The 25384-nt window shown below is 62.7% G+C and carries 22 protein-coding genes and 2 pseudogenes; 14 read left to right on the top strand and 10 right to left on the bottom strand.

What is annotated here, in order from left to right:
- Positions 1-28: 28 nt before the first annotated feature.
- Positions 29-1939: an EAL domain-containing protein gene (locus tag PATSB16_RS13805; protein ID WP_047214698.1), complete on the bottom strand. Its 1911-nt coding sequence runs from the start codon at positions 1937-1939 to the stop codon at positions 29-31.
- A 207-nt stretch (positions 1940-2146) separates the two neighbouring features.
- On the bottom strand, positions 2147-3037 hold the full coding sequence (gene gcvA, locus PATSB16_RS13800) for a transcriptional regulator GcvA (RefSeq protein WP_047214696.1): 891 nt from the start codon (positions 3035-3037) through the stop codon (positions 2147-2149).
- 204 nt (positions 3038-3241) lie between these two features.
- On the opposite strand from gcvA, the gene PATSB16_RS13795 reads away from it, so the two are divergent.
- From PATSB16_RS13795 to PATSB16_RS13765, 7 genes are all read left to right on the top strand, one after another.
- Positions 3242-4090, top strand: coding sequence for a transketolase (locus PATSB16_RS13795; RefSeq protein WP_047214695.1), 849 nt, complete (start codon positions 3242-3244; stop codon positions 4088-4090).
- Complete coding sequence (locus tag PATSB16_RS13790) at positions 4087-5085, top strand: transketolase family protein (protein WP_047214692.1); 999 nt, start codon at positions 4087-4089, stop codon at positions 5083-5085. The genes PATSB16_RS13795 and PATSB16_RS13790 overlap by 4 nt, the downstream gene beginning before the upstream one ends.
- 54 nt (positions 5086-5139) lie before the next feature.
- On the top strand, positions 5140-5904 hold the full coding sequence (locus PATSB16_RS13785) for an SDR family NAD(P)-dependent oxidoreductase (protein WP_047214691.1): 765 nt from the start codon (positions 5140-5142) through the stop codon (positions 5902-5904).
- 97 nt (positions 5905-6001) lie between these two features.
- Positions 6002-7045, top strand: coding sequence for a TRAP transporter substrate-binding protein (locus PATSB16_RS13780; protein ID WP_047214690.1), 1044 nt, complete (start codon positions 6002-6004; stop codon positions 7043-7045).
- Complete coding sequence (locus PATSB16_RS13775; RefSeq protein WP_047214689.1) at positions 7042-8895, top strand: TRAP transporter large permease; 1854 nt, start codon at positions 7042-7044, stop codon at positions 8893-8895. Before PATSB16_RS13780 ends, PATSB16_RS13775 begins: the two co-directional genes overlap by 4 nt.
- A gap of 105 nt (positions 8896-9000) precedes the next feature.
- A complete protein-coding gene (tkt, locus tag PATSB16_RS13770) occupies positions 9001-10980 on the top strand; it encodes a transketolase (RefSeq protein WP_047214688.1) in 1980 nt (659 codons plus the stop codon).
- A gap of 29 nt (positions 10981-11009) precedes the next feature.
- Positions 11010-11966: a D-2-hydroxyacid dehydrogenase gene (locus PATSB16_RS13765; protein ID WP_047214687.1), complete on the top strand. Its 957-nt coding sequence runs from the start codon at positions 11010-11012 to the stop codon at positions 11964-11966.
- Between the two features lie 43 nt (positions 11967-12009).
- On the opposite strand, the gene PATSB16_RS13760 is transcribed toward PATSB16_RS13765, so the two are convergent.
- The gene (locus tag PATSB16_RS13760) at positions 12010-12462 is read right to left on the bottom strand and encodes a DUF302 domain-containing protein (protein ID WP_047214686.1); all 453 of its coding nucleotides are present in this window, start codon (positions 12460-12462) and stop codon (positions 12010-12012) included.
- Between the two features lie 587 nt (positions 12463-13049).
- Here PATSB16_RS13760 and PATSB16_RS13755 point away from each other — a divergent pair.
- The gene (locus PATSB16_RS13755) at positions 13050-13934 is read left to right on the top strand and encodes a bifunctional helix-turn-helix transcriptional regulator/GNAT family N-acetyltransferase (RefSeq protein WP_047214685.1); all 885 of its coding nucleotides are present in this window, start codon (positions 13050-13052) and stop codon (positions 13932-13934) included.
- Between the two features lie 279 nt (positions 13935-14213).
- On the opposite strand, the gene PATSB16_RS13750 is transcribed toward PATSB16_RS13755, so the two are convergent.
- Positions 14214-15227 (bottom strand): hypothetical protein, encoded by a 1014-nt coding sequence (locus tag PATSB16_RS13750; protein ID WP_047214683.1) that lies wholly within the window; start codon positions 15225-15227, stop codon positions 14214-14216.
- A 457-nt stretch (positions 15228-15684) separates the two neighbouring features.
- Between PATSB16_RS13750 and PATSB16_RS13745 the strand changes: the two genes are divergently transcribed.
- The 3 genes and pseudogenes from PATSB16_RS13745 (at position 15685) to PATSB16_RS13735 (ending at position 17146) form a co-directional block, all read left to right on the top strand.
- A complete protein-coding gene (locus PATSB16_RS13745; protein WP_047214682.1) occupies positions 15685-16026 on the top strand; it encodes a DHCW motif cupin fold protein in 342 nt (113 codons plus the stop codon).
- A gap of 36 nt (positions 16027-16062) precedes the next feature.
- A pseudogene (locus PATSB16_RS13740) lies at positions 16063-16491 on the top strand (class I SAM-dependent methyltransferase); the annotation flags it as partial.
- Positions 16492-16573: 82 nt separating this feature from the next.
- The gene (locus PATSB16_RS13735; protein ID WP_047214680.1) at positions 16574-17146 is read left to right on the top strand and encodes a GNAT family N-acetyltransferase; all 573 of its coding nucleotides are present in this window, start codon (positions 16574-16576) and stop codon (positions 17144-17146) included.
- Here PATSB16_RS13735 and PATSB16_RS21140 read toward each other — a convergent pair.
- The 4 genes and pseudogenes from PATSB16_RS21140 to PATSB16_RS13720 all read right to left on the bottom strand — a co-directional run bounded on the left by PATSB16_RS21140 (position 17119) and on the right by PATSB16_RS13720 (position 21026).
- Entirely contained in the window at positions 17119-17844 is a 726-nt protein-coding gene (locus tag PATSB16_RS21140) for an ABC transporter ATP-binding protein (RefSeq protein WP_237170370.1), read from the bottom strand. The genes PATSB16_RS13735 and PATSB16_RS21140 overlap by 28 nt on opposite strands.
- 141 nt (positions 17845-17985) lie before the next feature.
- Positions 17986-18786: pseudogene (locus PATSB16_RS21135) on the bottom strand (ABC transporter transmembrane domain-containing protein); the annotation flags it as partial.
- Positions 18787-19224: 438 nt separating this feature from the next.
- Positions 19225-19797, bottom strand: coding sequence for an NADPH-dependent FMN reductase (locus PATSB16_RS13725; RefSeq protein ID WP_047214679.1), 573 nt, complete (start codon positions 19795-19797; stop codon positions 19225-19227).
- 143 nt (positions 19798-19940) lie between these two features.
- Positions 19941-21026, bottom strand: a complete 1086-nt coding sequence (locus PATSB16_RS13720; protein WP_047214678.1) for an alcohol dehydrogenase family protein — start codon at positions 21024-21026, stop codon at positions 19941-19943.
- Positions 21027-21444: 418 nt separating this feature from the next.
- Between PATSB16_RS13720 and PATSB16_RS13715 the strand changes: the two genes are divergently transcribed.
- On the top strand, positions 21445-21723 hold the full coding sequence (locus PATSB16_RS13715) for a type II toxin-antitoxin system RelE/ParE family toxin (protein ID WP_047214677.1): 279 nt from the start codon (positions 21445-21447) through the stop codon (positions 21721-21723).
- A gap of 9 nt (positions 21724-21732) precedes the next feature.
- On the top strand, positions 21733-22020 hold the full coding sequence (locus tag PATSB16_RS13710; RefSeq protein ID WP_047214676.1) for a HigA family addiction module antitoxin: 288 nt from the start codon (positions 21733-21735) through the stop codon (positions 22018-22020).
- Positions 22021-22226: 206 nt separating this feature from the next.
- Here PATSB16_RS13710 and PATSB16_RS13705 read toward each other — a convergent pair whose 3' ends face one another.
- Complete coding sequence (locus tag PATSB16_RS13705) at positions 22227-22559, bottom strand: type II toxin-antitoxin system HicB family antitoxin (protein WP_047214675.1); 333 nt, start codon at positions 22557-22559, stop codon at positions 22227-22229.
- 309 nt (positions 22560-22868) lie between these two features.
- Positions 22869-23861 carry a LysR family transcriptional regulator gene (locus PATSB16_RS13700; RefSeq protein WP_083566777.1) on the bottom strand — a complete coding sequence of 331 codons (993 nt, stop codon included), beginning with the start codon at positions 23859-23861 and terminating at the stop codon, positions 22869-22871.
- A gap of 129 nt (positions 23862-23990) precedes the next feature.
- Between PATSB16_RS13700 and PATSB16_RS13695 the strand changes: the two genes are divergently transcribed.
- Positions 23991-25328 carry an MFS transporter gene (locus tag PATSB16_RS13695; protein WP_047214674.1) on the top strand — a complete coding sequence of 446 codons (1338 nt, stop codon included), beginning with the start codon at positions 23991-23993 and terminating at the stop codon, positions 25326-25328.
- The last annotated feature ends 56 nt before the right edge of the window (positions 25329-25384 follow it).

Raw genomic sequence — 25384 nt, 5'->3', positions numbered from 1 at the left:
GCGAGAAATCATGTCGGTCGCGCCGGCCTCAATCCGGCGCGACGCGCTGATTTTCATGCGCGAGCAGGCGTTGCCGCTCGCGCTTCAAAATATCCATCGCCAGCACGCCATAGGCTGTCACCGGGCGAGTCCGGTCGGGCGCGTTACGCGGCTGGCGCAACCATTGAGCGAGCTGCTTGGCCGACATTGGCTGACTGATCACGTAGCCCTGCACCAGATCGGCACCCAGCACGGCGATCGCCTCGAGCATGTCGAAATCCTCGATGCCCTCGACGGTGACCCGCTTGAGCAGGGTGTGACCGAGCTGAATCAACTGGTAGATGAAAAGCAGCACGCGCTCCGGATTGTGATGCCCGACGCGCGCGGTGTGACGGTCGATCTTGACGTCGTCGAAAGGAATTTCCCGCAGGCGATTGAGGCTGCTGTGGCCGGAGCCGAGGTCGTCCTCGGCGAGCACGACGCCCAGCGCCTTGAAGTGCGACAACACGATGAGCGGATCGACACCCAACGGAAAAGCGTCGTACTCCAGTACTTCCAGCGTCAACTTCTCGCCGGCGCAGGCATGTCGGTGCAGGGCGTCGCGCGTGGCCAGGTAATAGCGCCCGTCGCCGAGCGCGGTGGCCGGCAAATTGAGCGAGATGCCAAGGTCGTGGCCGGCCTCGGCCCAGCGTTGACGATCCGTCAGGGCCTGTTCCAGGCCAAGGCGATACAACTCGAACAGATCCTCCGCCGAGAACGCCGGCAAAAACGCGTCCGGCCTGATGAGTTGATCGCCGTCGAGCAGTCGTGCCAGCGCCTCCACCTTGACGATTTGCCCCGAGTGCAGATCCATCAGCGGTTGGTAGTGCATCACCAGCGCGTTGCCGCGAAGCAGGCCGGCAAAGTGCTGGCGCAACCCGTGAGACATGGTCTGCGTTTTGCCTTCCAATGCTTCCAGGCGCGTGATGGCGAATCCGAGCAGCGACTGGAGCAGGCTGGTGAATGCGACCCGGTCGCTGGCGGTGAACGCGCCGGGCGACGCACTGTACAACGTCAGAATTGCGCGTGTCGGGTGATCCGGCTGATGCAGCGGAATCGCCACGCTCGAGCGAAAGCCGACTCGTCGCGCGGCCTCTTCCCAGGGCGTCATGTGAGGGTCGGTCGAGATATTGAGCGAGCGCTCGATATTCCCGCTGCGCCACGCGCGTCCGGTTGGGCCGTTGCCTTTGGGCGAATCGCTGTTGGCCATGATCGCGCCGTCGGCGGACTTTTCCAGTTCGCTCAGGTATTGCCCCATGGCCGCGCCGCCAATGGACTCGTAGCGGAAGATGCCGACGTCGTCCGGGCGGCCGACGAAGCAGCCTGCGATTTCGTCGCAATCACTCAGCGTTTCGACGACTTGAGTGATCAGGTCGGTGTAGGTCGGCGCTTTCCAGGCCACCTCCGTGAGACTGAGCAGCATGGTCTCGCGCGAGGTCTGCAGGTTTTGATACACGTCCAACTGCAATGCGAGATCCCGGATAAAACGGCGTTCGAGCACTTCCAGCGCGCCGTGATGCGTGTCGGGGGTGATGAAATTGCGGATCGATGCCCACAGCGCGCCGGGCGACCTGGCCAGATCGCTGCGATCCAGGCCAATTGCCGCGTGGATGCGGCCAATCTGGCGGGCCATCACGCCATGGTCGTGGGCCGAGAGTGTCGGCGAGGCGAGCCGCAGCAAATATTGAAGCTGTCTGCGTTGTGTCTGTTCGAGTTCATCGGCCGACAGCATCTGGAAAAAGTGCGGGGATCTCGGCAAGCGCATCAGATTATCGAACAGCCGTTTGGAGATCTCGTCGGCGTGTTCGTTGAAAATCTGAAACAAAGGCGCGAGCACCACGGCCGCGGCAGGCCCGTACAGGGGCATCTCCCGCGCCATCCAGCCGTCCTCGGAGGGGGTATCTTGGGTGAAATTTGACATGTCGCAACCGCTCGCGCGAATGGCCTCGAAATAGGTCCAGGCTGATTGGATTCAGTCTCACAGATACCCGCGCACCAATCGGTATCGTTGCGCTTGAATCGTAGTTTGCCTTAGATTTTTGCGGGCGACTAGGGCTCCCGAAACGCCCCGGTGGGGTGGGTAACCCCGATGCGCTTTTTCTTCATACGGCGCGCGATGCGCGCCCGCTCATTTTTCCAGTTCGCCGAACAGCCAGTCGTGAAAACTGCGCACCTTCGGCAGTTCCGCCCGGGTTTTGAGCACATTCAGCGTATAGCCCCGCACGGTGAGCCCCGTCAGGCCGAGCGGGGCGACCAGTTGCCCGGTTTCGAGTTCGCGTTGCGCGAGCAGCAGGCTGTCGAGACAGACTCCCAAGCCGTCGACGGCCGCGCTGATCGACATGAATGAGCGGTCGAAGCGGGGGCCGCGCGTGACGTCGAGCGGCACTTTGCGGTGCTGGCGCATCCAGTCGCGCCAGCTCACCAGACAGCCCTCGCTGTGAATCAGCGTGTGATGCTGCAAGTCCGCCGCCCGAGTGATCGGATGCTCGCCATGGGCAAGTTCAGGCGAGCAAAGCGGTGCGACGGTCTCGGGCGGCAGCTCGAAGACCATCGCGCCCGGCGGCTGCAACTTGCGCGCGCCGTAGCGGATGTCGACGTCGATCTCCTCCGACAGCAGATCGGCCGCGCCGGCCGAGGCATTCAGGCGCACATCGATGTCCGGGTGCAGCGCGCTGAAACGCGCCAGGCGCCGCATCAGCCATTGCGTGGCAAAGCTCGGCGTGCAGTGGATGGTGAGAATGTCGCTCTTGGCGGCGCGGCCCAGCTCCCGGGTCGCGTGATCGATGCGCGAGAATGCCGCGGCGATCTCCTCGGCGTACTGCCGGCCCAGGTCCGTCAGAACCACCGCGCGATGCACGCGATGGAACAGCCTGACGCTCAATTGTTCTTCCAGCAGCTTGATCTGATGACTGATCGCCGAGGGCGTCACGAACAATTCCTCCGCCGCAAGCGCGAAGGAAGACAGCCGCGCGGCGGCCTCGAAAGCCTGTACCGACTTGAGTGTGACGCGATTGTGCATTGCAGCGGACGCATGAATTGAATTCAACGATAAGCCCATATTAATTCGTTTGAGCGGGCCGATTCAAGTCTTTAAGCTTATTTCACTGGCTGCGACGGCAAGCATCTTGCCCCAGCCCAGGTTCTTGCGAGGCGGCGGCAGCATGCCCGCATCCATCAAACCAATCCGGTCGCGCCCGAGTGCGACGGCCGGCACAAGGAGAACATGGTGACTACAAGCGACTCCGGGTTGCATGCCCGTCTCGCGGAGTGTGCCTACCGTATCCGGCGCAACGCGATACGCATGGGCGAGGTGCAGGGCCAGGGCTACATTGCCCAGGCTCTCGATATCGCCGACGTACTCGCGGTCGCTTACGGCCACGCGTTGCGCTACCGTGCGGAGGATCCCGAATGGGAAGGACGTGACCGCTTTTTGCTGTCCAACGGACACTACGCGATTGCCCTGTATGCGGCGTTGATCGAGGCCGGCATCCTCCCCGAGGAAGAACTGGAAACGTATGGCAGCGACGATAGCCGGCTGCCGATGTCGGGCATGGCCAGTTATACGCCCGGCATGGAAATGTCGGGCGGCTCGCTCGGCCAGGGCCTGACGATTGCGGTGGGCCGTTGCCTGGGGCTCAAGCGCCGCGGCTCCGACGCCTTCGTCTACACCTTGTTCTCCGACGGCGAGCTCGACGAGGGCGCCGTGTGGGAGGGCATCATGTCGGCCAGCCACTGGCAGCTCGACAACCTGATCGGCATCGTCGACGTCAACAATCAGCAAGCCGACGGGCCGTCGACCCAGGTCATGGCCTTCGAGCCGCTGGTCGACAAACTCCAGGCGTTCGGCTGGTTCGTGCAGCGCATCGACGGCAACGACCTGGCCGCCGTGATCGCCGCCTTCGACGCGGCACGCGCGCACCGCGGCGCCTGCCCGCGCATGATCGTGTGCGACACCAAAATGGGCAGCGGCGTGCCGTTCCTCGAAGCCCGCGAGAAAAATCACTTCATTCGGGTCGAAGCGCACGAATGGCAACTCGCGCTGCAAGCGCTCGACGCCGGGAGAAAAGCATGAGCACCGCCGCAACCAAGCCGCGCCTTAAAACCTCGGCGATGATCGCCTCGATCGCGGGCGACGGGCAGGCCACCCGCGCCGCACCGTTCGGCAATGCGCTGGTGGCGCTGGCGCGCGAACGCTCGGACGTCGTCGGCATGACGGCCGACCTGGGCAAATACACCGACCTGCACATCTTCGCGCAGGCCTTTCCCGAGCGCTATTACCAGATGGGCATGGCCGAGCAACTGCTGATGGGCGCCGCCGCCGGCATGGCTCATGAAGGCGCGCTGCCGTTCGTCACCACCTATGCGGTGTTTGCCGCGCGCCGCGCCTACGACTTCATTCACCAGGCAATCGCCGAAGACAATCTGAACGTCAAGATCGCCTGCGCGCTGCCGGGGCTGACCACCGGCTACGGGCCGAGCCACCAGGCCGCCGAGGATCTGGCGCTGTTTCGCGCCATGCCGAACCTGACGGTGATCGACCCGTGCGACGCGATTGAGATCGAGCAGATGGTGCCTGCCATGGCCGCGCATCACGGCCCCGTCTACGCGCGCCTGCTGCGCGGCAACGTGCCGGTGGTGCTCGACGAATACGACTATCGCTTCGAGCTCGGCAAGGCCAAGTTGCTGCGCGACGGCGCCGACGTGCTGATCATTTCGTCGGGGATCATGACGATGCGCGCGCTCGAAGTCGCCAAGACGCTCGCGCACGACCGCATCGACGTGGGCGTGCTGCACGTGCCGACCATCAAGCCGCTCGATACCGCGACGATTCTGCGCGAGGCGCGCCGCAGCGGCCGCCTGGTGGTGGTCGCCGAGAACCACACGGTGATCGGCGGGCTCGGCGAAGCAGTCGCAGCCGTGCTGCTGAGCCACGGCGTGACGCCGGCCTTCCGCCAGATCGGCCTGCCCGATGCGTTCCTCGACGCCGGTGCGCTGCCGACCCTGCACGATCGCTACGGCATCTCCACGCAGGCCATGGCCGATACCGTGAAAACCTGGCTGCGCTGAGGCGTCGGCCACCCTGACGAAAACCTCTCGAGTGACCCACTTTAGGACAACAAAATGAGCGAGACAAAACTTCTGGACGGCAAGGTTGCCGTGATCTCCGGCGCGGCGTCGCCGCGCGGCATCGGCATTGCCACCGCGCGCATGTTTGCCCGGCACGGCGCGCGCGTCGCCATTCTCGACCTCGATCAGGCGGCCGCCGCCGAGGCCGCGGCAGGTCTTGGCGCCGAGCATCGCGGCTATGCCTGCGACGTGACCAACAAGCAGGCGTGCGTGGCCGCGGTCGAGCAGATCGTCGGCGATTTCGGCCGCATCGACGTGCTGGTCAACAACGCCGGTATCACCCAGCCGGTCAAGTTGCTCGACATCGACGCGGCGAGCTGGGACAAGATTCTCGACGTGAATCTGCGCGGTGTTCTTTATCTGTCGCAAGCGGTCATTCCGCAGATGAAAAAACAGCATAGCGGCTCGATCGCCTGCATGTCGTCGGTATCGGCGCAGCGCGGCGGCGGCATCCTGGGCGGCCCGCATTACTCGGCCGCCAAGGCCGGCGTACTGGGTCTGGCCAAGGCGATGGCGCGCGAGTTCGGCATTGACGGCATTCGCGTCAATTGCGTCACGCCGGGCCTGATTCACACCGATATCAACGCCGGCAAGATCAGCGACGAAAAGCGGGTCGAGATCCTGGCGGGAATTCCGCTCAATCGCATCGGCGTGCCCGACGACGTGGCCGGCGCCTTCACGTTCCTTGCCTCGGATCTGTCGTCCTACATCACCGGCGCGGTGATCGACGTCAACGGCGGCATGCTGATTCACGGTTAAGCAGTGGCAACATACCGGCGCGCAGGCGCGCGCCGGGGCGGTTCAAACAAGCGTTAAAACTACAACAGCAATACACCCATCACTGGAGGAGCACATTATGAGCACGGATTCCAACACGAAGACCCGCATCAACCGCCGTACCTTCCTGAAAGCCGGCGCCGCACTGTCGGTGGCCGCGCCGTTGGTGAGCGTCTCCGGCCGGGCGTTTTCGGCGCCGCAGTTCTCCTACAAGCTGGCCACCGGCCAGGACCCGAGCCATCCGGTGAACGTGCGCGCCAAGCAGGCTGCCGAGCGCATTCTGCAGGCCACCGGCGGGCGTCTGGAGATTCGCGTATTTCCGAGCAATCAGCTCGGCTCCGACACCGATCTGCTGTCACAGATCCGCAATGGCGGGGTCGAATTCATCAACATGGCCGCCTCGGTGCTCTCCACGCTCGTGCCGGCCGCCGGCATCGCCAACACCGGCTTCGCCTTTCCCGACTACGATCATGTCTGGAAAGCGATGGACGGCGATCTGGGCAAATACACCCAGGCGCAAATCGCCAAGGCCGGCATGCTTGCGATGTCGCGTCCGTGGGATAACGGCTTCCGGCAGATCACCTCGTCGACCAAGCCGATCCGCACGCCGGACGACCTGCATGGCTTCAAGATCCGCGTGCCGGTCGCGCCGATGCTGATCTCGCTGTTCCAGTCGCTCAAGGCAGGTCCCACGCCGATCAACTTCAACGAACTGTATTCGGCGCTGCAGACCCACCTGGTCGACGGCCAGGAAAACCCGCTGCCGATCATCTCCACCGCGAAGCTCTATGAAGTGCAGAAGTACGTCAGCATGACCAGCCACGTCTGGGACGCGTACTGGATTCTCGGCAACCCGGCCGCCTTCAAGCGTCTGCCGAGCGACGTGCAGGCCATCGTGCTCAAGGAGTTCGATCGCGCGGCCACCGAAGAGCGGGCCGACATCGCCGCACTCAACTCGACGTTGAGCCAAAGCCTGGCCAGCAAGGGCCTGCAGATCGTCGATGTCGACAAGCAGGCGTTCCGCAACCAGTTGAGCAAGACCAGCTTCTATCGCGACTGGCGCGCGAAGTTCGGCGCGCAGGGCTGGGACCTGCTGCAGCAAACCACCGGGGCGCTGGCATGACAAGCGTGCTCTCGATCGACGAGCAACCCCTGCCTGCCTGGCAGGGGCGGTGCGACAGCGCGCTCGGCTGGCTGATCGAAATCCCCTCGGCCATCGCGGTACTGGCCGAGGTCGTGATCCTGCTGGTCGGCATCATTGCGCGCTTCGTCTTCAACCACCCGCTGGTATGGAGCGACGAGATCGCTTCCATCCTGTTCCTGTGGCTGGCGATGCTGGGCTCGGCCGTCGCCTTGCGGCGCGGGCACCACATGCGTATGACGGTGCTGGCCGCACGCATGCCGGGCCGGTGGAAGGCGTTTGCCGAGGTGCTGGCGATCGGCGCGCCGTGCGTATTTCTGGTCATCATGCTCGGCCCGTCGATCAATTACGCATCCGACCAGTGGATCGTTCAGACGCCTGTGCTGGGGCTGCACGACACCGTGCGCGCGGCGGCGGTGCCGGTGGGTGCCGCGCTGATGCTGGCGATCTGCGCGGTCCGGCTGATGCGGCATCGGGCGCGTGAATTGCTGCTCGGTTTCGGCGCGCTGGCACTCATCGCGCTCGCGCTTTACGGCGCGCGCGATCTGCTCGCGAACATGGGCAACTGGAACCTGGTGATTTTCTTCGGCCTGCTGCTCGGCGGCGGCGTGCTGGTCGGGCTGCCGATCGCGTTCTGTTTCGGACTGTGCACGGTGGCGTGCCTGCTCACCACCACGACCACGCCGCTGGCGGTCATCACCGGACAGATGAACGAGGGCATGAGCTCGCTGGTGCTGCTGGCCGTGCCGCTGTTCATCCTGCTGGGCCAACTCATCGAAATGACCCAGATGGCCAAGGCGATGGTGGCTTTTCTCGCCTCGCTGCTGGGTCACGTCAAGGGCGGGCTCTCGTACGTGCTGATCGGGGCGATGCTGCTGGTTTCCGGCATCTCGGGCGCCAAGACGGCCGATATGGCGGCGGTCGCGCCGGTGCTGTTCCCGGAAATGAAACGGCGCGGCATTCCCGAGGGCGAGCTGGTGTCGCTGCTGGCCGCGTGCGGCGCGATGGCCGAGACGATTCCGCCGTCGCTGGTGTTGATCATCATCGGTTCGGTCACGGGCGTGTCGATTGCCGCGCTGTTCAAGGGCGGCCTGCTGCCCGGCATCGTGCTGGCGCTGGCGCTGGCCGTGATCGCCCGGCGGCGTACCGGCGACGCGGCCGCCGAGGTGCCGCGGGCGAGCCTCAATACGGTGTTGCGCACGCTGGTCGTAGCGCTGCCGGCGCTGGTATTGCCGGTGCTGATCCGCTATGCGGTGGCCGAGGGCGTGGCCACGGCCACCGAAGTCTCGACCATCGGCATTGCCTACACGGTGGTGATCGGCTTGCTGGTGTATCGCCAGTTCGATTGGCGGCGCATCTATCCGATGCTGGTCGAAACCGCATCGCTGTCCGGCGCGATTTTGCTGATCATCGGCGCGGCCACCGCGATGGCGTGGGCTTTGACCCAGGCGAGCTTTTCGCAGACGCTGGCCGACGCGATGGCGCGCATGCCTGGCGGCGCTTACGGGTTCCTGTTCATCTCGGTGATCGCCTTCGTGGTTCTTGGCAGCGTGCTCGAGGGCATCCCGGCGATGGTGCTGTTCGGCTCGCTGCTGTTTCCGATCGCGCGCCAGGCCGGCATCAACGAAGTTCATTACGCCATCACCGTGATTCTCGCCATGGGCATCGGTCTGTTCACGCCGCCGTTCGGCCTGGGCTACTACGCGGCCTGCACGATCGGCCGGGTCGATCCCAACGCCGGATTGCGCCGCATCTGGCCATATCTGGGCGCGCTTGCCGCGGGCCTGGCGGTGGTCGTGGCGGTGCCGTGGATCTCCACCGGGTTTCTCTGAACCTGCGGTGCGGCATGCCGCAGCGTTGCCGCACCCAAACGCTCCATCACTCACTTTTTTGACTGACGCGGCCCGTCCAAGGGCCGCGCGAAGGATGCTTTTGTCATGTCGCACACCGATGCCAAGGCGTTGGCCAACGCAATACGCTTTCTGTCCATCGACGCCATTCTGCAAGCCGGCGAAGGGCATCAGGGCGTGCCGCTGGGCATGGCCGAGATCGCCACGGCGCTCTTCACGCGCCATCTCAAATTCAATCCGGCCGACCCGGCCTGGGCCGACCGCGATCGCTTCGTGCTCTCCAACGGGCACGGCTCGATGCTGCTGTACTCGCTGCTTTATTTGACTGGCTACAAGCGTATCGGACTCGATCAGATCCAGTCGTTCCGGGAGCTCGGCTCGCATTGCGCCGGACATCCGGAATTCGACACCGGCGCCGGTATCGAAGTCACCACCGGGCCGCTCGGGCAGGGCATTGCCAATGCGATGGGCATGGCGATTGCCGAGGCCTACCTGGCGGCCCGCTTCGGCCGCGGCATTGTCGACCACTACACCTACGCGTTCGTCGGCGACGGCTGCCTGCAGGAAGGCATCGGCCAGGAGATGATCTCGCTGGCCGGGCACCTGCGCCTGGGCAAGCTGATCCTGTGCTGGGACGACAACCGGATCACCGACGACGGCAGCACCGAACTGTCGATCAGCGAAGATGTCGCGGCGCGCTTTCGCGTGGCCGGCTGGCATGTGCAGGAAGTCGACGGGCACGACCTCGAAGCGGTGTCGGCCGCGCTGGACAACGCGCGCCAGGACCCGCGCCCGTCGCTGCTGGCGTGCCGCACCGTCATCGCGCGCGGCATCGCGCGCCTGCAGGGCCAGCGCGGCGGCCACAGCGGGCGCCTGTTCGCCGACGACGCCCGGCAGATGCGCGACGCGCTGGATTGGCCGCATGCACCGTTCGAGATGCCGGGCCCGGTGCTCGACGCCTGGCGCGCCGCCGGGCGCCGCAGCCAGGGTGAATACGATGCCTGGCGCGAGCGCGTGGCCGCGCTGGCGCCGGCCGAGCGCGCCGAGTTCGAGCGCATTCAGGCTGGCCAGCTGCCCGAGGGCTGGCGCGACGTGCTCGAAGACTATCGCCGGCGCGCGATGCAAAGCGACGAGGCCCAGGCCGGCATCATGATCTCGGCCGACATCAACGACTTGCTCACACCGCATCTGCCGGAGCGCATGGTCGGTTGCGCCGACCTGGAAGCGCCCACCGGACACAAGCGGCAACTGCGCGCGTTTGCGGCCGGCGAGCGCGCCGGCGCTTATGTGCACTGCGGCGTGCGCGAGCATCTGATGGGGGCGATGGCCAACGGCATGGCCGCGCATGGCGGCGTGATTGCGCTGGCCGTCACCTATCTGGCGTTTTCCGACTACGAGCGGCCGGCGATGCGCATGGCCGCGCTGATGGGCTTGCCGGTCAAATTCGTCTTCAGCCACGACTCGATCGGGGTGGGCAAGAACGGCCCGACCCATCAGCCGGTCGAGATCCTGGCCTCGTTGCGGGCGATGCCGAACATGCTGGTGATGCGCCCGGCCGACGCGGTCGAGGCCGCCGAGTGCTGGATGGTCGCGCTCGAGCATCGCACCGGCCCGAGCACGCTGGTGTTCGCCCGTCAGGGCCTGCCGCGGGTGCGCGCCGAACACGTCGAGGAAAACCTCTCGCGCCGCGGCGCATATGTGCTGGCCGAAGCCGAAGGCGGCGCGCGGCAAGTCACCTTGCTGGCCACCGGCTCGGAAGTCGCCGTGGCGCTGGCCGCCCGTGCGCGGCTGCAGGGCCAGGGCGTGCCGAGCGCCGTGGTGTCGATGCCGTGCTGGGCGCTGTTCGAGGCGCAGGACGCCGATTACCGCGCCGCCGTGCTCGGGCCCGGCACCGTGCGCGTGGGCATCGAAGCAGCGGTGCGGCTCGGCTGGGACCGCTATCTCGGCGAGCGCGGCGCCTTCGTCGGCATGACCGGCTTCGGCGCCTCCGGGCCCGGCGAGGCGCTTTACGAACACTTCGGCATCACTGCCGAGCAGGTCGCATCGCAAGCAATGCGGCTCCTTTGAACCCTGCCGCACCGGCACACACCTTGACCATGCATAAAATCGTTTTTCTCGACCGCGCGACGCTCGCGCCGCAGATTCGCCTGCGCCGCCCCGCGTTCGCGCACGAATGGATCGAATACGACCGCACGCAGCCGCATGAGGTCGCGGCGCGGCTGGCGGGCGCGACCATCGCCATCACCAACAAAGTCGCATTGCGCGAGGCGGTGCTGCGCGACGCGCCCGGGTTGAAGCTCATCGCCGTGGCGGCCACCGGCACCGACTGTGTCGACAAGGCGGCGTGCCGCGCCCGCGAGGTCGCTGTGAGCAACATTCGCGGCTACGCGGTGGACACCGTGCCAGAGCACACCTTCGCGCTCATCCTCGCGCTGCGCCGCAATCTGGTCGCCTATCGCGACGATGTGCTGGCCGGCGCCTGGCAGCGCGCCGGGCAGTTCTGTTTCTTCGATCATCCGATTCACGACCTGCGCGGCGCGCGCCTGGGCATCGTCGGCGCGGGCGTGCTCGGCCAGCGTGTCGCGGAGCTTGGCCGGGCCTTCGGCATGGTGCCGCTGTTCGCCGCGCACAAGGGCAAGAGCGGACTCGGCTCGCTTTACACGCCCTGGGAGGAAATGCTGGCCACCAGCGACATCATCACGCTGCATTGCCCGCTCACGCCGCACACACAGGGCCTGCTGGCGCTGCCCGAATTTCGCGCGATGCAACGCCGGCCGCTGATCATCAACACGGCCCGCGGCGGGCTCGTCGACGAGGCCGACCTGGTCACCGCGCTCGACGAAGGGCTGGTCAGCGGCGCCGGCTTCGACGTCGCCGCCGGCGGCGAGCCGCCTCCGGCCGACAGCCCGCTCATGCGCGCCGCGCATCGGCCCAACGTCATCGTCACGCCGCACGTCGCCTGGGCGTCGGACCAGGCGCAGCAGGCGCTGGCCGATCAGCTGATCGCCAATATCGAGGCGTTCGTGGGCGGGGTGAGAGTCAATGAAGTGTGAGGCGGGGGTGACGCGGCAGTGGCAAGACTCGGGCGATCTCAGCTCAGTGCCGCGTTGACCCGTCGGACCGAGCGACGAGCGCTGCGCGCACTCGCTCCAGTCGCGCGCGCACTTCATGCGCGACGCGGCCGATCTCGGGGTCGCCGGTCAGCTGCAGCACGGCCACCGGGTCCATGAAACCGACGACGATACGCCCGTCGGCGTCTTCGCGAACAACGACGTTGCAAGGCAGCAGCAGCCCGATGTCGGGATCGGCCCCCAGCGCCTGGTGGGCCAGCGGCGGATTGCAGGCGCCGAGGATCCGATACGGGCGCCCATCGACCCCCAGCTTGGCCTTCATGGTGGCCTGCACGTCGATGTCGGTCAGTACCCCGAAGCCCTCGGCCTTGAGCGCCTCGGTCACCAGCGTCACGGCCTGCGCAAAATCCGCCGCCGTCAGATCGCAGTGAAAACCATAGCCCGGGGTGGACGAAGGCGTGGTGGTTGCTGAATTCATTTGAATCTCCCGATCTGATTTGCATGGATATGCACGGGGCGTGCTGCGGCGCACACCCGATGAAAGTCTCGAACTTCGTTCACTGGCGCTCTCGAATGACGACCCAGACCACGAACGTGCGCGATCATTGCAACCCGCGGGGCCGCGTTCAATGCATTCGGTTCAACAGAACCATGCTACTCCAAAGCGGCGCGGGAATCTGTGCGCGAGGCACCGCTGACCCGACTAGCCAACGTGCCTGGAAGTGCGCGGGGGGATCGGTATCCGGTCAAGGTTCGGCAGCGCGCATTCGGTGAGCGTGACGTAGCGGTTGGCTGACGGCCGAGCGGATTTGGCGGAGATCGAAATGGCGCCGCGATGGATACACCGATTGGCCTGAGCGAAAGCCTGTCGCTCAGGAAGATGGTTTTTGCCGCGACGAACGGCCGTCTACAATCGGGCAGAATACGGCCAGGAGCCGACCTCCGTTGACAGCCGTTGAACGGCCGGTGTTCTCGCCTCAACCAAGTCATTTCGTCAAACGATCTCATGCCGCTATTCGCACTCGGAAGTTGACGAAACCAATATCTCTGACTAAAGTCAGAGATATGAAGACATCCGCCGTTCAACAGGTTCGTAGCTTCAACCGAATAGTGGCCGAGGGCATAGGCGCTATTGATGACCGCTTCCTGGGACGTGGCCGCCCAATGGGCGAGTCTCGCCTCCTGTGGGAAATAGGAGTGGGCGGCGCTGACCTTCGGACACTGCGTGCGCGCCTCAACCTGGATTCCGGCTATCTGAGCCGAACTCTCGCCTCCCTTGAACAACAAGGGCTTGTAGTCGTCAGGACTCACCCGGACGACCGCAGAGTGCGCCGCGCCAGTCTGACCGATGCTGGAGCCGACGAAAGATCTGAACTCGAAAAGCTTTCGGATGCTGTCGCTTGCCGTTTACTTGAACCGTTATCTGATGAGCAACGCCGAAGGCTCGTCGCAGCAATGTCTGAAGTAGAGCGCTTGCTAGAGGCCTCCATGGTGCGTTTCGCAATCGAGGACCCGAACAGCAAAGACGCGCGGTGGTGCTTTGGACAGTACTTCGCCGAACTCAATACACGCTTTGACTCAGGGTTCGATCCGTCACTCAGCCTGTCGGCGGATGCCCGCGATCTGACGGCGCCGGAAGGTGCGCTGATCGTAGCAAGACTTCACGAGAACCCCGTAGGGTGCGTCGCGCTTAAATTTCATGGCGAGTCACCGTCCGAACTTAAGAGGATGTGGGTTAGCCAGTCTGCTCGCGGTTTTGGTCTAGGTCGGCGGCTGATTGAGGAAGCCGAAAAACATGCGCGTCAGATAGGAGTCCGAGTTATTCGGCTGGAGACAAATCGGACGCTGCTTGAAGCGATCGGACTCTATCGGCGATCCGGATACGTTGAGGTCGAGGCGTTTAACAGCGAACCATACGCTCACCACTGGTTTGAAAAAAAGCTGACTTGATGCGCTGATACCGGCGCGCTGGAAAACGTCTCACAGAGATAGTGCTCCCGCGAACAGCCGCTTGTCCTAAACCTTCAGACTTTTATTTCTCGAGGGCAAGCGTCCCAAGTGGGACGGCTTCAGACGATCGCGTCGAGTCGATGCTCGCCTCACCTTCGCAGCGCACCAACGTCAGCAGATCGAACTGCATCGTTGGTGTGCTTGCTGCCGAGAGCCGAAACCACGACGCCCGCTTCAAGACTCTTTGAGCGGAATGGGTCTACGCGTGAGAATCAGGCACTAAAAATTGCGCGCCAGGCCGACCATGAACATGTCCTGGTCCTTGTCGGTTCGGGTTGCGACACGGTTGAAGCGCACGCTGGCGGCCCAATCGTGCGTGAACTGATAGCTCACCTGCGCGCTGAACAGGGCATTGAGTCTCGCTCTTCTCGAGACCTCGTCCCGATCATATGAGAGATACGGGCCTAGACCTGCCGAAATCGTCCATTTGTTCCTGATCGGTGCGACATACCAGAATTGCGCTGCCACGCCTCTTCGGCCTGCGACGCCGTTGTTGCCTTCATACACGAGACTCGCCGAATAGGCCCATGCAGTACCGAGTGGCCGCTTGAGTTCGACCATGTACCCCTTTTCCATCGGCACCTGGGGATGGTTCGTCTGCGACGTACCAGCCCAAACGCTAAGCTGCGTCTTGCCGTCCGAAAACGCCGGGTGAGGATTGCCGCCAAAATCCGAGCCGATGCCGAAGAGCGCCGCGTCGGAGGCGTGTCCGCCGATCATCTGGATGTGGTTGTACTGCGCTTTGAGGAAGAAGCGATTGGGAACGAGGTAATACCGCACCGCGGCCGAGGTGAGCAAGCCCCATCGCTTATCGTTGCGCGGCTGGTTGTCGACACTGGTCGTATCCATGCTGAAATACGGCCCCGCCGACAATTCGAACACCAAACGATCGCCAACGGGCCAGCGCAACGAACCCAGTGCGGCAAAGCCGTCGCGGTGGTGATTGACGGGATGCCCCTCGTTGACATACGCGACGTAGACCGAGAGATAGTCATTCAAGACGTCGCCGAAGCCGACCTGGTAGGCACGCCAGTGCATATCGCCGCCTTCGGTCGCGCGTCCGCCGCCATACACGGCATACACGTCGATCGTTCTTTGTGCTGGCGTGAACCCGGCCGGCAAGCTCGAAGTACTGCCCTCGGCGTGCGCGAGGCCTGCGCCTGCCAGGCTCGCCAGAGCGGCGATCGAACTCGTCAGGACCAAGCGCGAATAGATGCGACGGCACTGCCTCACTTAGGCACCTCCTCGATTTTGTAACTGCGATTTCTTGGACAAGGTCAGAACAATTATAGTCGGGCGAACGTTGCGTTGTAACGACACCTTCTGCTGTATCCGCGAATGATGACAGGCCAAAGGTATATAAGCCTGCAATTGAAGAGGCCGGGACGGTGTCCCGGCAGGGGCGAGTGATTTTTTCCGAAAACTCGGTAAAATCGACGTCTCCGCGTTGCACCGTTCACTTCACGATCTGCGAGATTGATTACTTTGGAATGCAAAGCGAAGATCACTATCGGGCAGCGTGCGGACCAGATACAACGCTCAACGCCACGCTGTAGATCGTCAACCATCAGATCGGAAATCGTGTAGTGGTCTGCGGTGGTCCACGACGATCAGATGCGAATGAACAGTGTGGATCGCGACGGCGAATCGACTTAGGTGCGAGAGCCCGACCTATACAGGAAGTGACATTATGAAAATGGATGCATTTGCCTTCGGTACGACCCACTGGCAGGAAGTCGAAAGAACGGAGCACCGGGGAGAGACTGGCGTAGCCTATTGGCGCACGCGCTTCTTTGGTGAAGAGCAGAATCGAATCCGGGTGCGGATGGTGGAATACACCCCCGGTTACCTCGCCGATCACTGGTGCCAAAAAGGACACATTCTTTTCTGCATGGAGGGCGAACTGGAAACAACGCTCGAGGATGGGCGGAAGTTCGTTTTGACGGCGGGCATGAGCTACCAGGTGGGCGACAACGCGGAGCCGCATCAGTCCTACACCAGGACGGGCGCGAAACTCTTCATTGTTGACTGATTCGGGTGGTGGAGTAATCCATCCGGGCAAAACACGATGCCTGTCCTGCCAACCGATACATTCGATATATTCGAGCACAACCGTACTGCCTGGGATCGCCAGGCGGCGAGCCGGGGTGAATGGTCTCGACCTGTCAGTGCTGGCGGTCAGCAAGCGCCGATTCTTGCGGCAGCGGGTGCCGATGTCACGGTGTTCGACGCATCCGCGGTGCAACTCGAGCAAGACGAGATGGTCGCGGATCGGGATGGCCTTGCGTTGAAAATCGTGCAGGGCGATATGCGCGATCTGTCCGTCTTTGCAGATAGATCATTCGACATCATTGTTCATCCGATCTCCAACCTCTAGGTGCCGGATATGCGGCCGGTGTGGCATGAATGCTTCAGGGTGTTGCGCCCGGAGGGAGGGCGGTTGCTCAGCAGCCTCTTCAATCCCGTCGTGTTTGTCGCAGATCGAAGTCCACGCTTGTCGCCGGAATATCGTATCAGTCATGTGCGAGTCAGCTGCACTAAGCTGTTAGTGCAGGACTGAGCATCACAAAAGAGGTTGCATGGACCCTATTGAAACGAATCGGCTTGTCCTCAGGAATTTCCGGAGCGCAGATGCGCCCGGGCTTTATGCCTATCTAAAGGAACCCGGAGCGAGTTGCTTTCTTTCCATGAAACTCGACGATATGGATGCGGCTGAAGCGGAGGTGGAAAACCGAAGCCGAAGCGATGACTGCATCGCCGTCTGCCTGAAGGATTCGGGCGAGCTGATCGGGGACCTGTTTGCCGTTCCTGAAGGGGACACGTTCGCGGTCGGGTGGAATTTCAACGGAGATTTCAGTGGTTGTGGCTTTGCTTCCGAAGCGGCTCGGGCTTTGTTCGCCTACTTGTTCAGCGTCAAGGGAGCCCGCCGGCTTTATGCCTATGTCGAGGACCACAACCGCGCCTCCCGGCGTCTGTGCGAGCGACTCGGGATGCGGCAGGAGGGGCTGTTTCTCGAATATGTATCGTTCATAAAGGACGACAACGGGGAGCCAATTTTCGAGAACACCATGCAGTACGCCATCCTGCGAAAGGAGTGGCGTCAAAGCGATGATCGGTTGCAAGATCACCCACCCTGCAACAAGCCCGCGTAAACGCCGTCGAGCGCCACCAATTGGTCATGGGTGCCATGTTCGACCATGCGCCCCGCCTGCATGACCACGATCAGATCCGCATGGCGGATCGTCGACAGCCGATGGGCAATGGTGATCGTTGTGCGGCCCTTTGACATGCGGGCCAGCGCCAACGACATGGCGCGCTCGGTACGGCTATCGAGCGCGCTGGTTGCCTCGTCCAGCAGCAGCACTGGCGGGTCGCGCAGGATGGTGCGGGCCAGCACCAGGCGCTGCTTTTCGCCTCCGGAGAAGCGGTAGCCATCCTCGCCCACCAGCGTGCCGTAGCCTTCGGGCAGCGACGCGATATGGTCGTGGATCTGGGCGATCCTTGCGGCCGCGAATAGCTCGGCATCGGTCGCATCGGGCTTGGCAAAGCGCAGGTTCTCCGCCACCGACGCATGCAACAAATAGGGCTCCTGCGAAACGACACCCAGCATTTCCGATAGCGATTGGAAACTAAGGTCGCGCAGATCGACACCGTCGAAGCGGATCGCGCCGCTGCTCACATCGTAAAGCCGCGCCAGCAGATATCCCAACGTCGTCTTGCCCGACCCGGTCGGACCGACGATCGCGACGTTGCCGCCGGCAGGAATGCTCAGGCTGATGTCATTCACGGCGGGGCGGCCTTCCTCGTGGTAGGCGAAGCTGACATGGTCCAGTGCCACTTCGCCGCGCATGTCGGCGCGTCGAATCGTAACGGGATCGGGCCGCTCGGTGATCTCGACCGGCTTGTCCAGATACTCGAAAATCCGGGCGAACAGGGCACGCGTTTTCCGTGTATCGCGACCGATTTCCAGCAACTGCTCGAAGGGCCACAACAGTTGCTCCTGCAGCGCGATCATTGCCACCAGAGTGCCGATGGTGGCGGGATTGCCGGTTCGCATCAGGAGTCCGCCTGCCAGCAAGGTCATCGCTGGCAGGACCGCCAGCGCAAAGCCGATCAGCGACCATTGCCATTCACCCGCGGTACGCGATTTCACCTCAAGTTTGGCCAGGTCGCCCGAGATGCGGGCGAAACGTTGCGTCAGGTGCGGCCCCCGTCCCATGGTGCGTGCGAGGATGATCCCCGAGGCCGAAAGAGTCTCCTGCACGGCGACGGACATATCGGCGGCACGAGCCTGTTGCTGGTAGGTCAGCGCCTCGCGTATCCGGGCCACGCGATTGCTGATCAGTACCGTCCCCGGCACGATGAACAGAACGAAGAGTGCCAGCCGCTAGTCGAGGATCAGAATGGCGATTGCGGTCATGACAACCGCGCTGAGCGAGCGGCCGAGTTCGTTTGCGGTGTCGGTCACCAGCGATTGCAGCCCGTCGATGTCGCTGGCGATGCGCGATTGCACCTCACCCACACGGGTTCCGGTGAAGAACCGCAGCGAGAGGCTTTGGAGATGGGCGTATAGCCTTACCCGCAGATCATGCAGGACTGCCTGTCCTATGCGTGAGCTGAGGGTGACCTGGCCAGCGCCGATCGCAGCTGACAGAAAGGCGACCAGAACCATGCCCGCAACTAGCCAGACGAGTAGCGTGACATCGTTCCGTGGCAGGGCTTGATCGATGATCGCGCGCAGCAGGAAAGGGCCTGCCAGGCCGGTCGCCGAAGCGACCAGCATAAGCAGCATGACTGCGGCGATCCGCCCCCGGTAGGGTGCGAACAACGCCAGCACGCGCCGCATGGAGACATGTCGCGCGGCAAGGTCGTCATAATCGTCGGGGTCCTGAACAGACGTGGACATTTGTTGCTCTCAGATGAAAAAAGGCTGGATATAGTGCGTTGTTTTTCCTCGAATTGGCAAGGAGCCGCATTTGAACAACGTCGCTTCGATATGACTGACAGCGCGCCGCAGAGATAAAAATCGGCGTTGGGCTGTCCGCCGGCGGATGGAGGAGGGCCATACCGCCAGCTCTCCGTAGCAGCCACACCGGTCGTTCGAAATCCGCGGGTAGACTCGTGACAATCGCGGCGGGAGCGGCGATCCGCAGGTCATCGACCATCGCGCATGCCTGCTACGATAAGCCATCCGCTCGCACACGATTTCCGCAATGTCCTGGCAGCGGCATCAATCCCCAAAAAGACCGTCTCCACCGTTAGTCAAGACGCTCCACCGAGACCGCACCGCACTCACAAACGCCGACATGAACGCCCGCATCTCGGCTTGCTGCTCGGGCGACATCACGATGGATTCAATTTCTCGCGGCGTTTTGCCGATCAGCGGGATGCGCAAAAAGACATCGTCCAGAAATCCATCGCTGACGGTGGACAGCACCAGGCGTAGCGATGCGAGCATGTCATCGCCGCGATGAGAGGCATGAGCCAAGGCGATGGGCTTTCCGATCACCTCGAAGCGCGAAACCATCCAGTCGATCGCATTCTTGAGCCCGCCCGGAATGGCCCGAACGTATTCTGGGCTGGCAATGACGATTCCCTCGCATTCAGATACACGCTGCAGAAATTCCAGCACTTCGACTGGCGTCCGGTTCCCTTCCAGATCGGGCGAGAAGACTGGCAAGGTGTCGAGGCGATGGAATACCGATAGCTCAACGCCAGCGGGTGCGGTGTCTTTCAATGCCAGCAACAACGCCGTGTTGACGGACTCGCGGCGGGCACTGCCGGAGATGGCTAAAAGCTTCATTGGGTTCTGGTCGCGGGACGTCGTAAATGCTCACTGTACTGTAATCCGGCATGCGCCATGTTTGGTAAGACTGCGGCTGCACGCTTCGCATCACGGCGAACGGTGCCGCACGGTCGGTCACCGGCATCCCCATGCCGCCGCGATCAGGCGGGCGGAATCAGCACAATCTTCCCGATATGCCGCTTTTCCTGAAATGCCTTTTGAGCAACCGCGATCTGCTCCAGGGGGTAGGTGGCGGCCAGCAACGGGCGAATCTCGCCTTGCTCGATATAGGAAATCAGATTGGGAAAGACCGGTTCATCCCACGCGGTACAGCCGATCAGCGTGATGTCCTTCAGATACATGTCGCGCAGATCGAGAGCGACGAGCGGACCGGCGATCGCTCCCGAAGATGCATAACGACCGCCGCGCCGCAGCAATTTCAGCAAGGTGCCAAAGGCCGGCCCGCCGACATTGTCGATGATTACGTCGACACTTTGCTCGCCCAGGACCTGCAGCGGATCGTCTTCGCGGGTCAGCACGCGATCCGCGCCGATTTCCTCGACGGCGCTGCGCTTGGATGCGGTGGTTATCGCTACCACCTCGGCACCGCGCCGCTTGATGAGCTGGACAAGGGCCGATCCGACGCCGCCCGAGGCGCCGGGAATCAAAACCCGTTGCCCCGCGCGAACGCCGGCACGATGCACCATGTTCTCGGCCGTGCCGTATGCGCAGGGAACCGTCGCGAGCTCGGCGTCGCTCCAGTCGCAATCGACCTTGAAGGCTTCGCCCTCGGGGACTTTCACATATTGCGCGAACGCGCCGTCGAAATCCGATCCCATCCAGACGTTGTCCATGCGCTCGAATCCATGCTCGCGCATGCAGGGCCGCACCAGGACCCGCTGGCCGATCCGGGTCTGATCGCCGCCGGGGCCGAGACCGACCACTTCGCCGCAGCAGTCCGTCCCCTGAATGAACGGAAAGGGCGTCGCGGCATTCCAGCCGCCATCGGGCCGATTCCGGTCATCGCTCGTATCGCCGGTGCCGTTCGTGACGGACGACGAATACCAGCCGAGCCGGGTGTTGATCTCGGTGTTGTTCACGCCGGCGGCCAGGACCTTCACAAGCACCTCGCCCGGCCCGGGGACCGGAACGGCGACTTGCCGGTATTCAAGCTTGTCGTACCCTCCGGTGCCGGTGGTGACGATCGCGTGCATTGTCGGGCCGTTGCCGGCTTGCTTACCCTGCATTGGATTTCCTTTTGAAATGTCGCTGCGTTATGCAGATGGTAAGCGCTTTGGCTTTCGTTGCAATCGTGGCGAAATATGGACGAACGTTTCTGCTCCAACGGAGGACGCGCCACGCACCGATCTCAGCACGCTCATCTCGCACTATTTCCCTCACTCGACATGACCAGTGTTGCATCGTGACTCTGGCGCCCGAGTTGTCGCATCGCTTGCTGGCGACGGTGCGGGGCATCTCGCAGCCGGACGGGGCGGAGCGGTGCCGGTTGGCGGATCGGTTGACTGATGGGGAGGTGGGGCTGGGCGCTTCTTTCAGAACAAACTGAGCCGGCTTGTGCGGCATCATTCATCGCGGTTGCCGCGATTTGATTCAGGGATGAGCGCCTGGTGTTGATAAGTGTTAATTAACAGTATGCAATAATTCATGATAAAGACCTTTCGCCATAAGGGGTTAGAAGCTTTTTATCGCACAGGTAACAAAGGGGGCATCCAGCCACGCCATGCCGGAAAGTTGCGCTTGTTGCTGACCGCTCTGGACAGTGCCGCTGGTCCACAGGACATGAATGCGCCGGCGTGGCGCCTGCACTCGTTGACTGGTGATTTGGCTGGTCACTGGTCGATCTGGGTGAACGGCAATTGGCGCGTGACGTTCCGCTTCAACGGCGCAGATGCCGAACTGGTCGATTATCAGGATTACCACTAGAGAAACGACATGAGCAAGATGCACAACCCCGCTCACCCCGGCGAAGTGTTGCGGCAATGGTTGCCGCAGGACATGACGGTCACGGAAGCGGCCCAGGCGTTACAGGTCTCCCGCATTACGCTGTCCAAGGTGTTGAACGGCAAGGCAGGCGTGACTGCGGGCATGGCGTTGCGCCTTTCGGCATGGCTGGGCACGTCGCCCGAGTTGTGGCTGGGGATGCAAAATCAGTGGGATCTGTGGCAGGCGGAGCAGCAGCCAAAGCCGAAGATAAAGCCGCTCAAACGCATGCGGGTGTAACTCGCGCGCATGTGATTTATTCACCCTGGCGCTCAGGCCGCGACGTTTCTGCGAAGCTGATTGCCGACAGCGATGAAAAGACTGCCGGCGAAGGCGCGGGTGATCTTGCAGCTGGCCAGGGCAGGGCGGGGCCGGCTGGCGCAGAGTTGACTGACTTGCAACGGTGATATGAGAAGACACCGGAGGCATGCGTGTCATCGGTGGATTCAAGCGTGAATGGCCTCTTCCAATACTTCTGTTGCCCATTGATTCAGGCTCTTTCCCGCCGCCTCGGCCTGCATCGCCATGCGCGAATGCATTTCGGTCGGCACGCGCAGCACGAATTTTCCCGAATACGGCTTTTTCGGTGGCCGCCTGAGCTTCTCGCAGGTAGCCAGATAGTCGTGGACCGCTTCGATGACGGCAGCGTGCAACTGTGTCACCGAATCGCCGTGAAACCCGACGACGTCATATATGCCGGTAATGTGACCGACGAAACATTCATTTTTATCGCTGTATTCAATGCGGATCGCGTAGCCCTTGTAATTCATGGCTTTCATGGCTTGAATCCCGCATTTTCTCAAGAAATTTGCGCGCGTCACGCACCTGGTAGGTTTCGGCTTCCTGGGCGGCGTGAGGCCGGTGAAACGTGTCCACGAGGGACGACGAAACAGTACCACCTTGGGTATCGTACCGCGCTGTATGATCGTGACACGTTGCCTGATTCGTAACAAACCGAGCCGGCCTGCCGGGGCCATTCATTGAAGCCGCTAAGGTTTGATCCGAGGCCCGGCGTCTGGACGAATAGCATTTGGCGCGTCACATTCCTGCTCAACCTTGAGGCCGCGTATCTGCGTGCCGGGAAGACTTCAGTCAATCGCCCGCGATCGCGGCTTGCGAGCGCGGGCGGTCTTGTTTTTCGCTCCGTCCGCAGCCGATCCAAGGTCCGTGGGGGCCTTCAGACCCGCTGCGGTTTCCGTCAGCAACGATCGTAGCCACGCGATCGCCGGATCACGTTCCTGATATTTATGCCATTGCAAATGCTCGGCGAATGCGGGTATCGCAACCGGGCACGCGATCACTCGCAGCGGAAGCCGCGCGGCCATCTGATATGCGAGGCGTGACGGCAGCGTGGCAATCCGCGCAGTGCCACTCAGTAATTCGGGAATCAGTGTGAAAGAAGGAGCGATCACGCTTTGGCGCCGTGCCCGCTTGCCGGTCGAGATCAGGCGCGCATCGAACGTGATGCGCCGCCCGCCCCCCCATTCGACCCCGACATGGGTCGCAGCGAAGTATTGATCCTCCGTCATCTCGTCGCCGTACGCTGGATTGCCGGCGCACACGAGGCAGGAAAATGTGTCTTCAAACAGGGGCTCGCTTGGATGGCCGGGGACCTTGGCAAACTCGGGAGCGATGAGCAGTTCCGCTTCGCCGCTCTCCAAATGCTCCGGCGTCTGCGGACTGATGGCTCGCAGGTCAAACTCCATCAACGGGGCCAATTCCGCTGCGCGCCGAACTACCGCCGAAAGAAACACGCTGATGACGTAGTCCGACGATTCGATGGTGAAGCGTCGAGTCGACGTGGTCGGATCGAATGAAGGGCGCGATCGCGTGATGGTTTGAATTTGGAGCAATACGTCTCGCACGGGCTTGATCAACTCGGCTGCGAGCGGTGTCAACACCTGGGTCTTACCCACTGGCATCAACAATTCGTCGCCGAAATACTCGCGTAGCCGCGCCAGAGAACAACTTGTGGCCGGCTGGCTCAGGAACAACTGCTCGGCGGCCTTGCCAACGCTGCGCGTCGATAGCAGTGCGTCGAGCACCACGAGTTGATTGAGGTCGAGCTTATTGAAGCGCATGGATTGACATTTATGGAATGGATGTCTCAAATTTAAACAATAAATTTTATAAATGTCACGTGAAATCTATAATCCTTTCAGACGGCGAGATAAGCCGAACATGGCAGACAAATCGAGGAGACAACTAGCATGCGTGAGATTCGCAAGGCGAACCCGGTTCTCGCCCAGTGGGGGCTGGTCGTCACGCTGACAGTGATGACGATGCTGGCCCAGATCGACAAGAACATTCTGGTTTTGATGGTTGGGCCGATCCGGCATGCGTTCGGCGTGAACGACGTCCAGATCAGCTTTCTGATTGGCGCCGCGTTTGCCGTGGCGAATATTGTCGTTGGATTACCTGCCGGATGGCTGGCGGACCGCTTCGACCGGCGCGCGATCATTGCGTGCGGTGTGGTGGTATGGTCGCTTGCGGTTGCGGCCAACGCGGTTGCCGCGTCGTTCGCCGCGTTGGTGCTCGCACGCGTCGTTGTTGGTGGTGCCGAGGCGATGATTCCCCCCGCTTCCTACTCTCTGATTCGCGACGGCGTCGACGAAGCACGGCGCGCTCGCGCGCTGTCGGTCTACACCATGGCGCTGATGTTGGGGACCGGCCTGTCACTTGTGCTCGGCGGCCCGTTGATCGGGGCGCTTCAAGTGTCCGGATGGCATGCGCTGCCGCTTGTCGGTGATGTCGCCGCATGGCAGATGGCGCTCCTCCTGATCGGCGTGGTCGGCTTGCCAATCGGGCTGACGATCTTCCTGAATCGAGATCCCGGCCGGCATGGAGGCGAGGCGTCGACTGTTGCGCAAGACGCGCGCTTGCGCGCCGTGCTTCGGATGTTGTGGGCGCAGCGTGGCGTATTCGGGCCGTTGCTGCTGTTCGTGATCGGCAACGCGATGATTACATACGGTCTTGCCGCTTGGGTGCCGACCATGGTGATCAGGCGCTTTTCGCTCGGTATCAAGGAGTTCGGCCTGGCGCAGGGAGCGCTGATGTTGACTGCCGGCCCGGTCGGGCTTTGGCTGGCGGGCACGTGCATGCAACGCCGGCAAATCGCGGCGTCGCTCACGCGAGTGGCGAGCGTCGGCATCGTGGCGAGCGCGGCCGTCACAGCGCTCACTGTGTCATTGGTGCTGGCCGGTTCACTATCGACCTTTTGGGCATTCGACGCATTGGTGGTCCTGTGCTCATGGACGTTCATGTCGGTGGCCTCGGTGATCGTCGCGCGGACGGTGCCGTCCCAGTCGGTTGGATTGGTAATGGCGATCGTATTGGTTCTCAACGGTTTGGTCGGTCAAGGGCTATCGCCTACGGTGATTGCGCTGGTGGAGCGCCACATCTTTGGTGATCTGCCGCAAGCCTTGCCGCACGCCATGGCTGTCGTGTTTGCCGTGACCGGGCTGTTGGCGACTGCGGCCGCGACACTGATGCGCCGAAATCTGGCGCGCGACGCGCGATTGCCCGTGTCGGCCCGAACTTTTGCTTGAGACCAGCTGCGACCAACGAGCAAAGCAGGTAACACTGGTGGGAGTGACTGCCGTAA

Origin of the sequence: Pandoraea thiooxydans, from assembly GCF_001931675.1 — a bacterium.
GTDB classification, from domain to species: domain Bacteria; phylum Pseudomonadota; class Gammaproteobacteria; order Burkholderiales; family Burkholderiaceae; genus Pandoraea; species Pandoraea thiooxydans.
The sequence above is the reverse complement of the archived record's forward strand: the minus strand, read 5'-3'. Positions and strand labels throughout refer to the sequence as shown.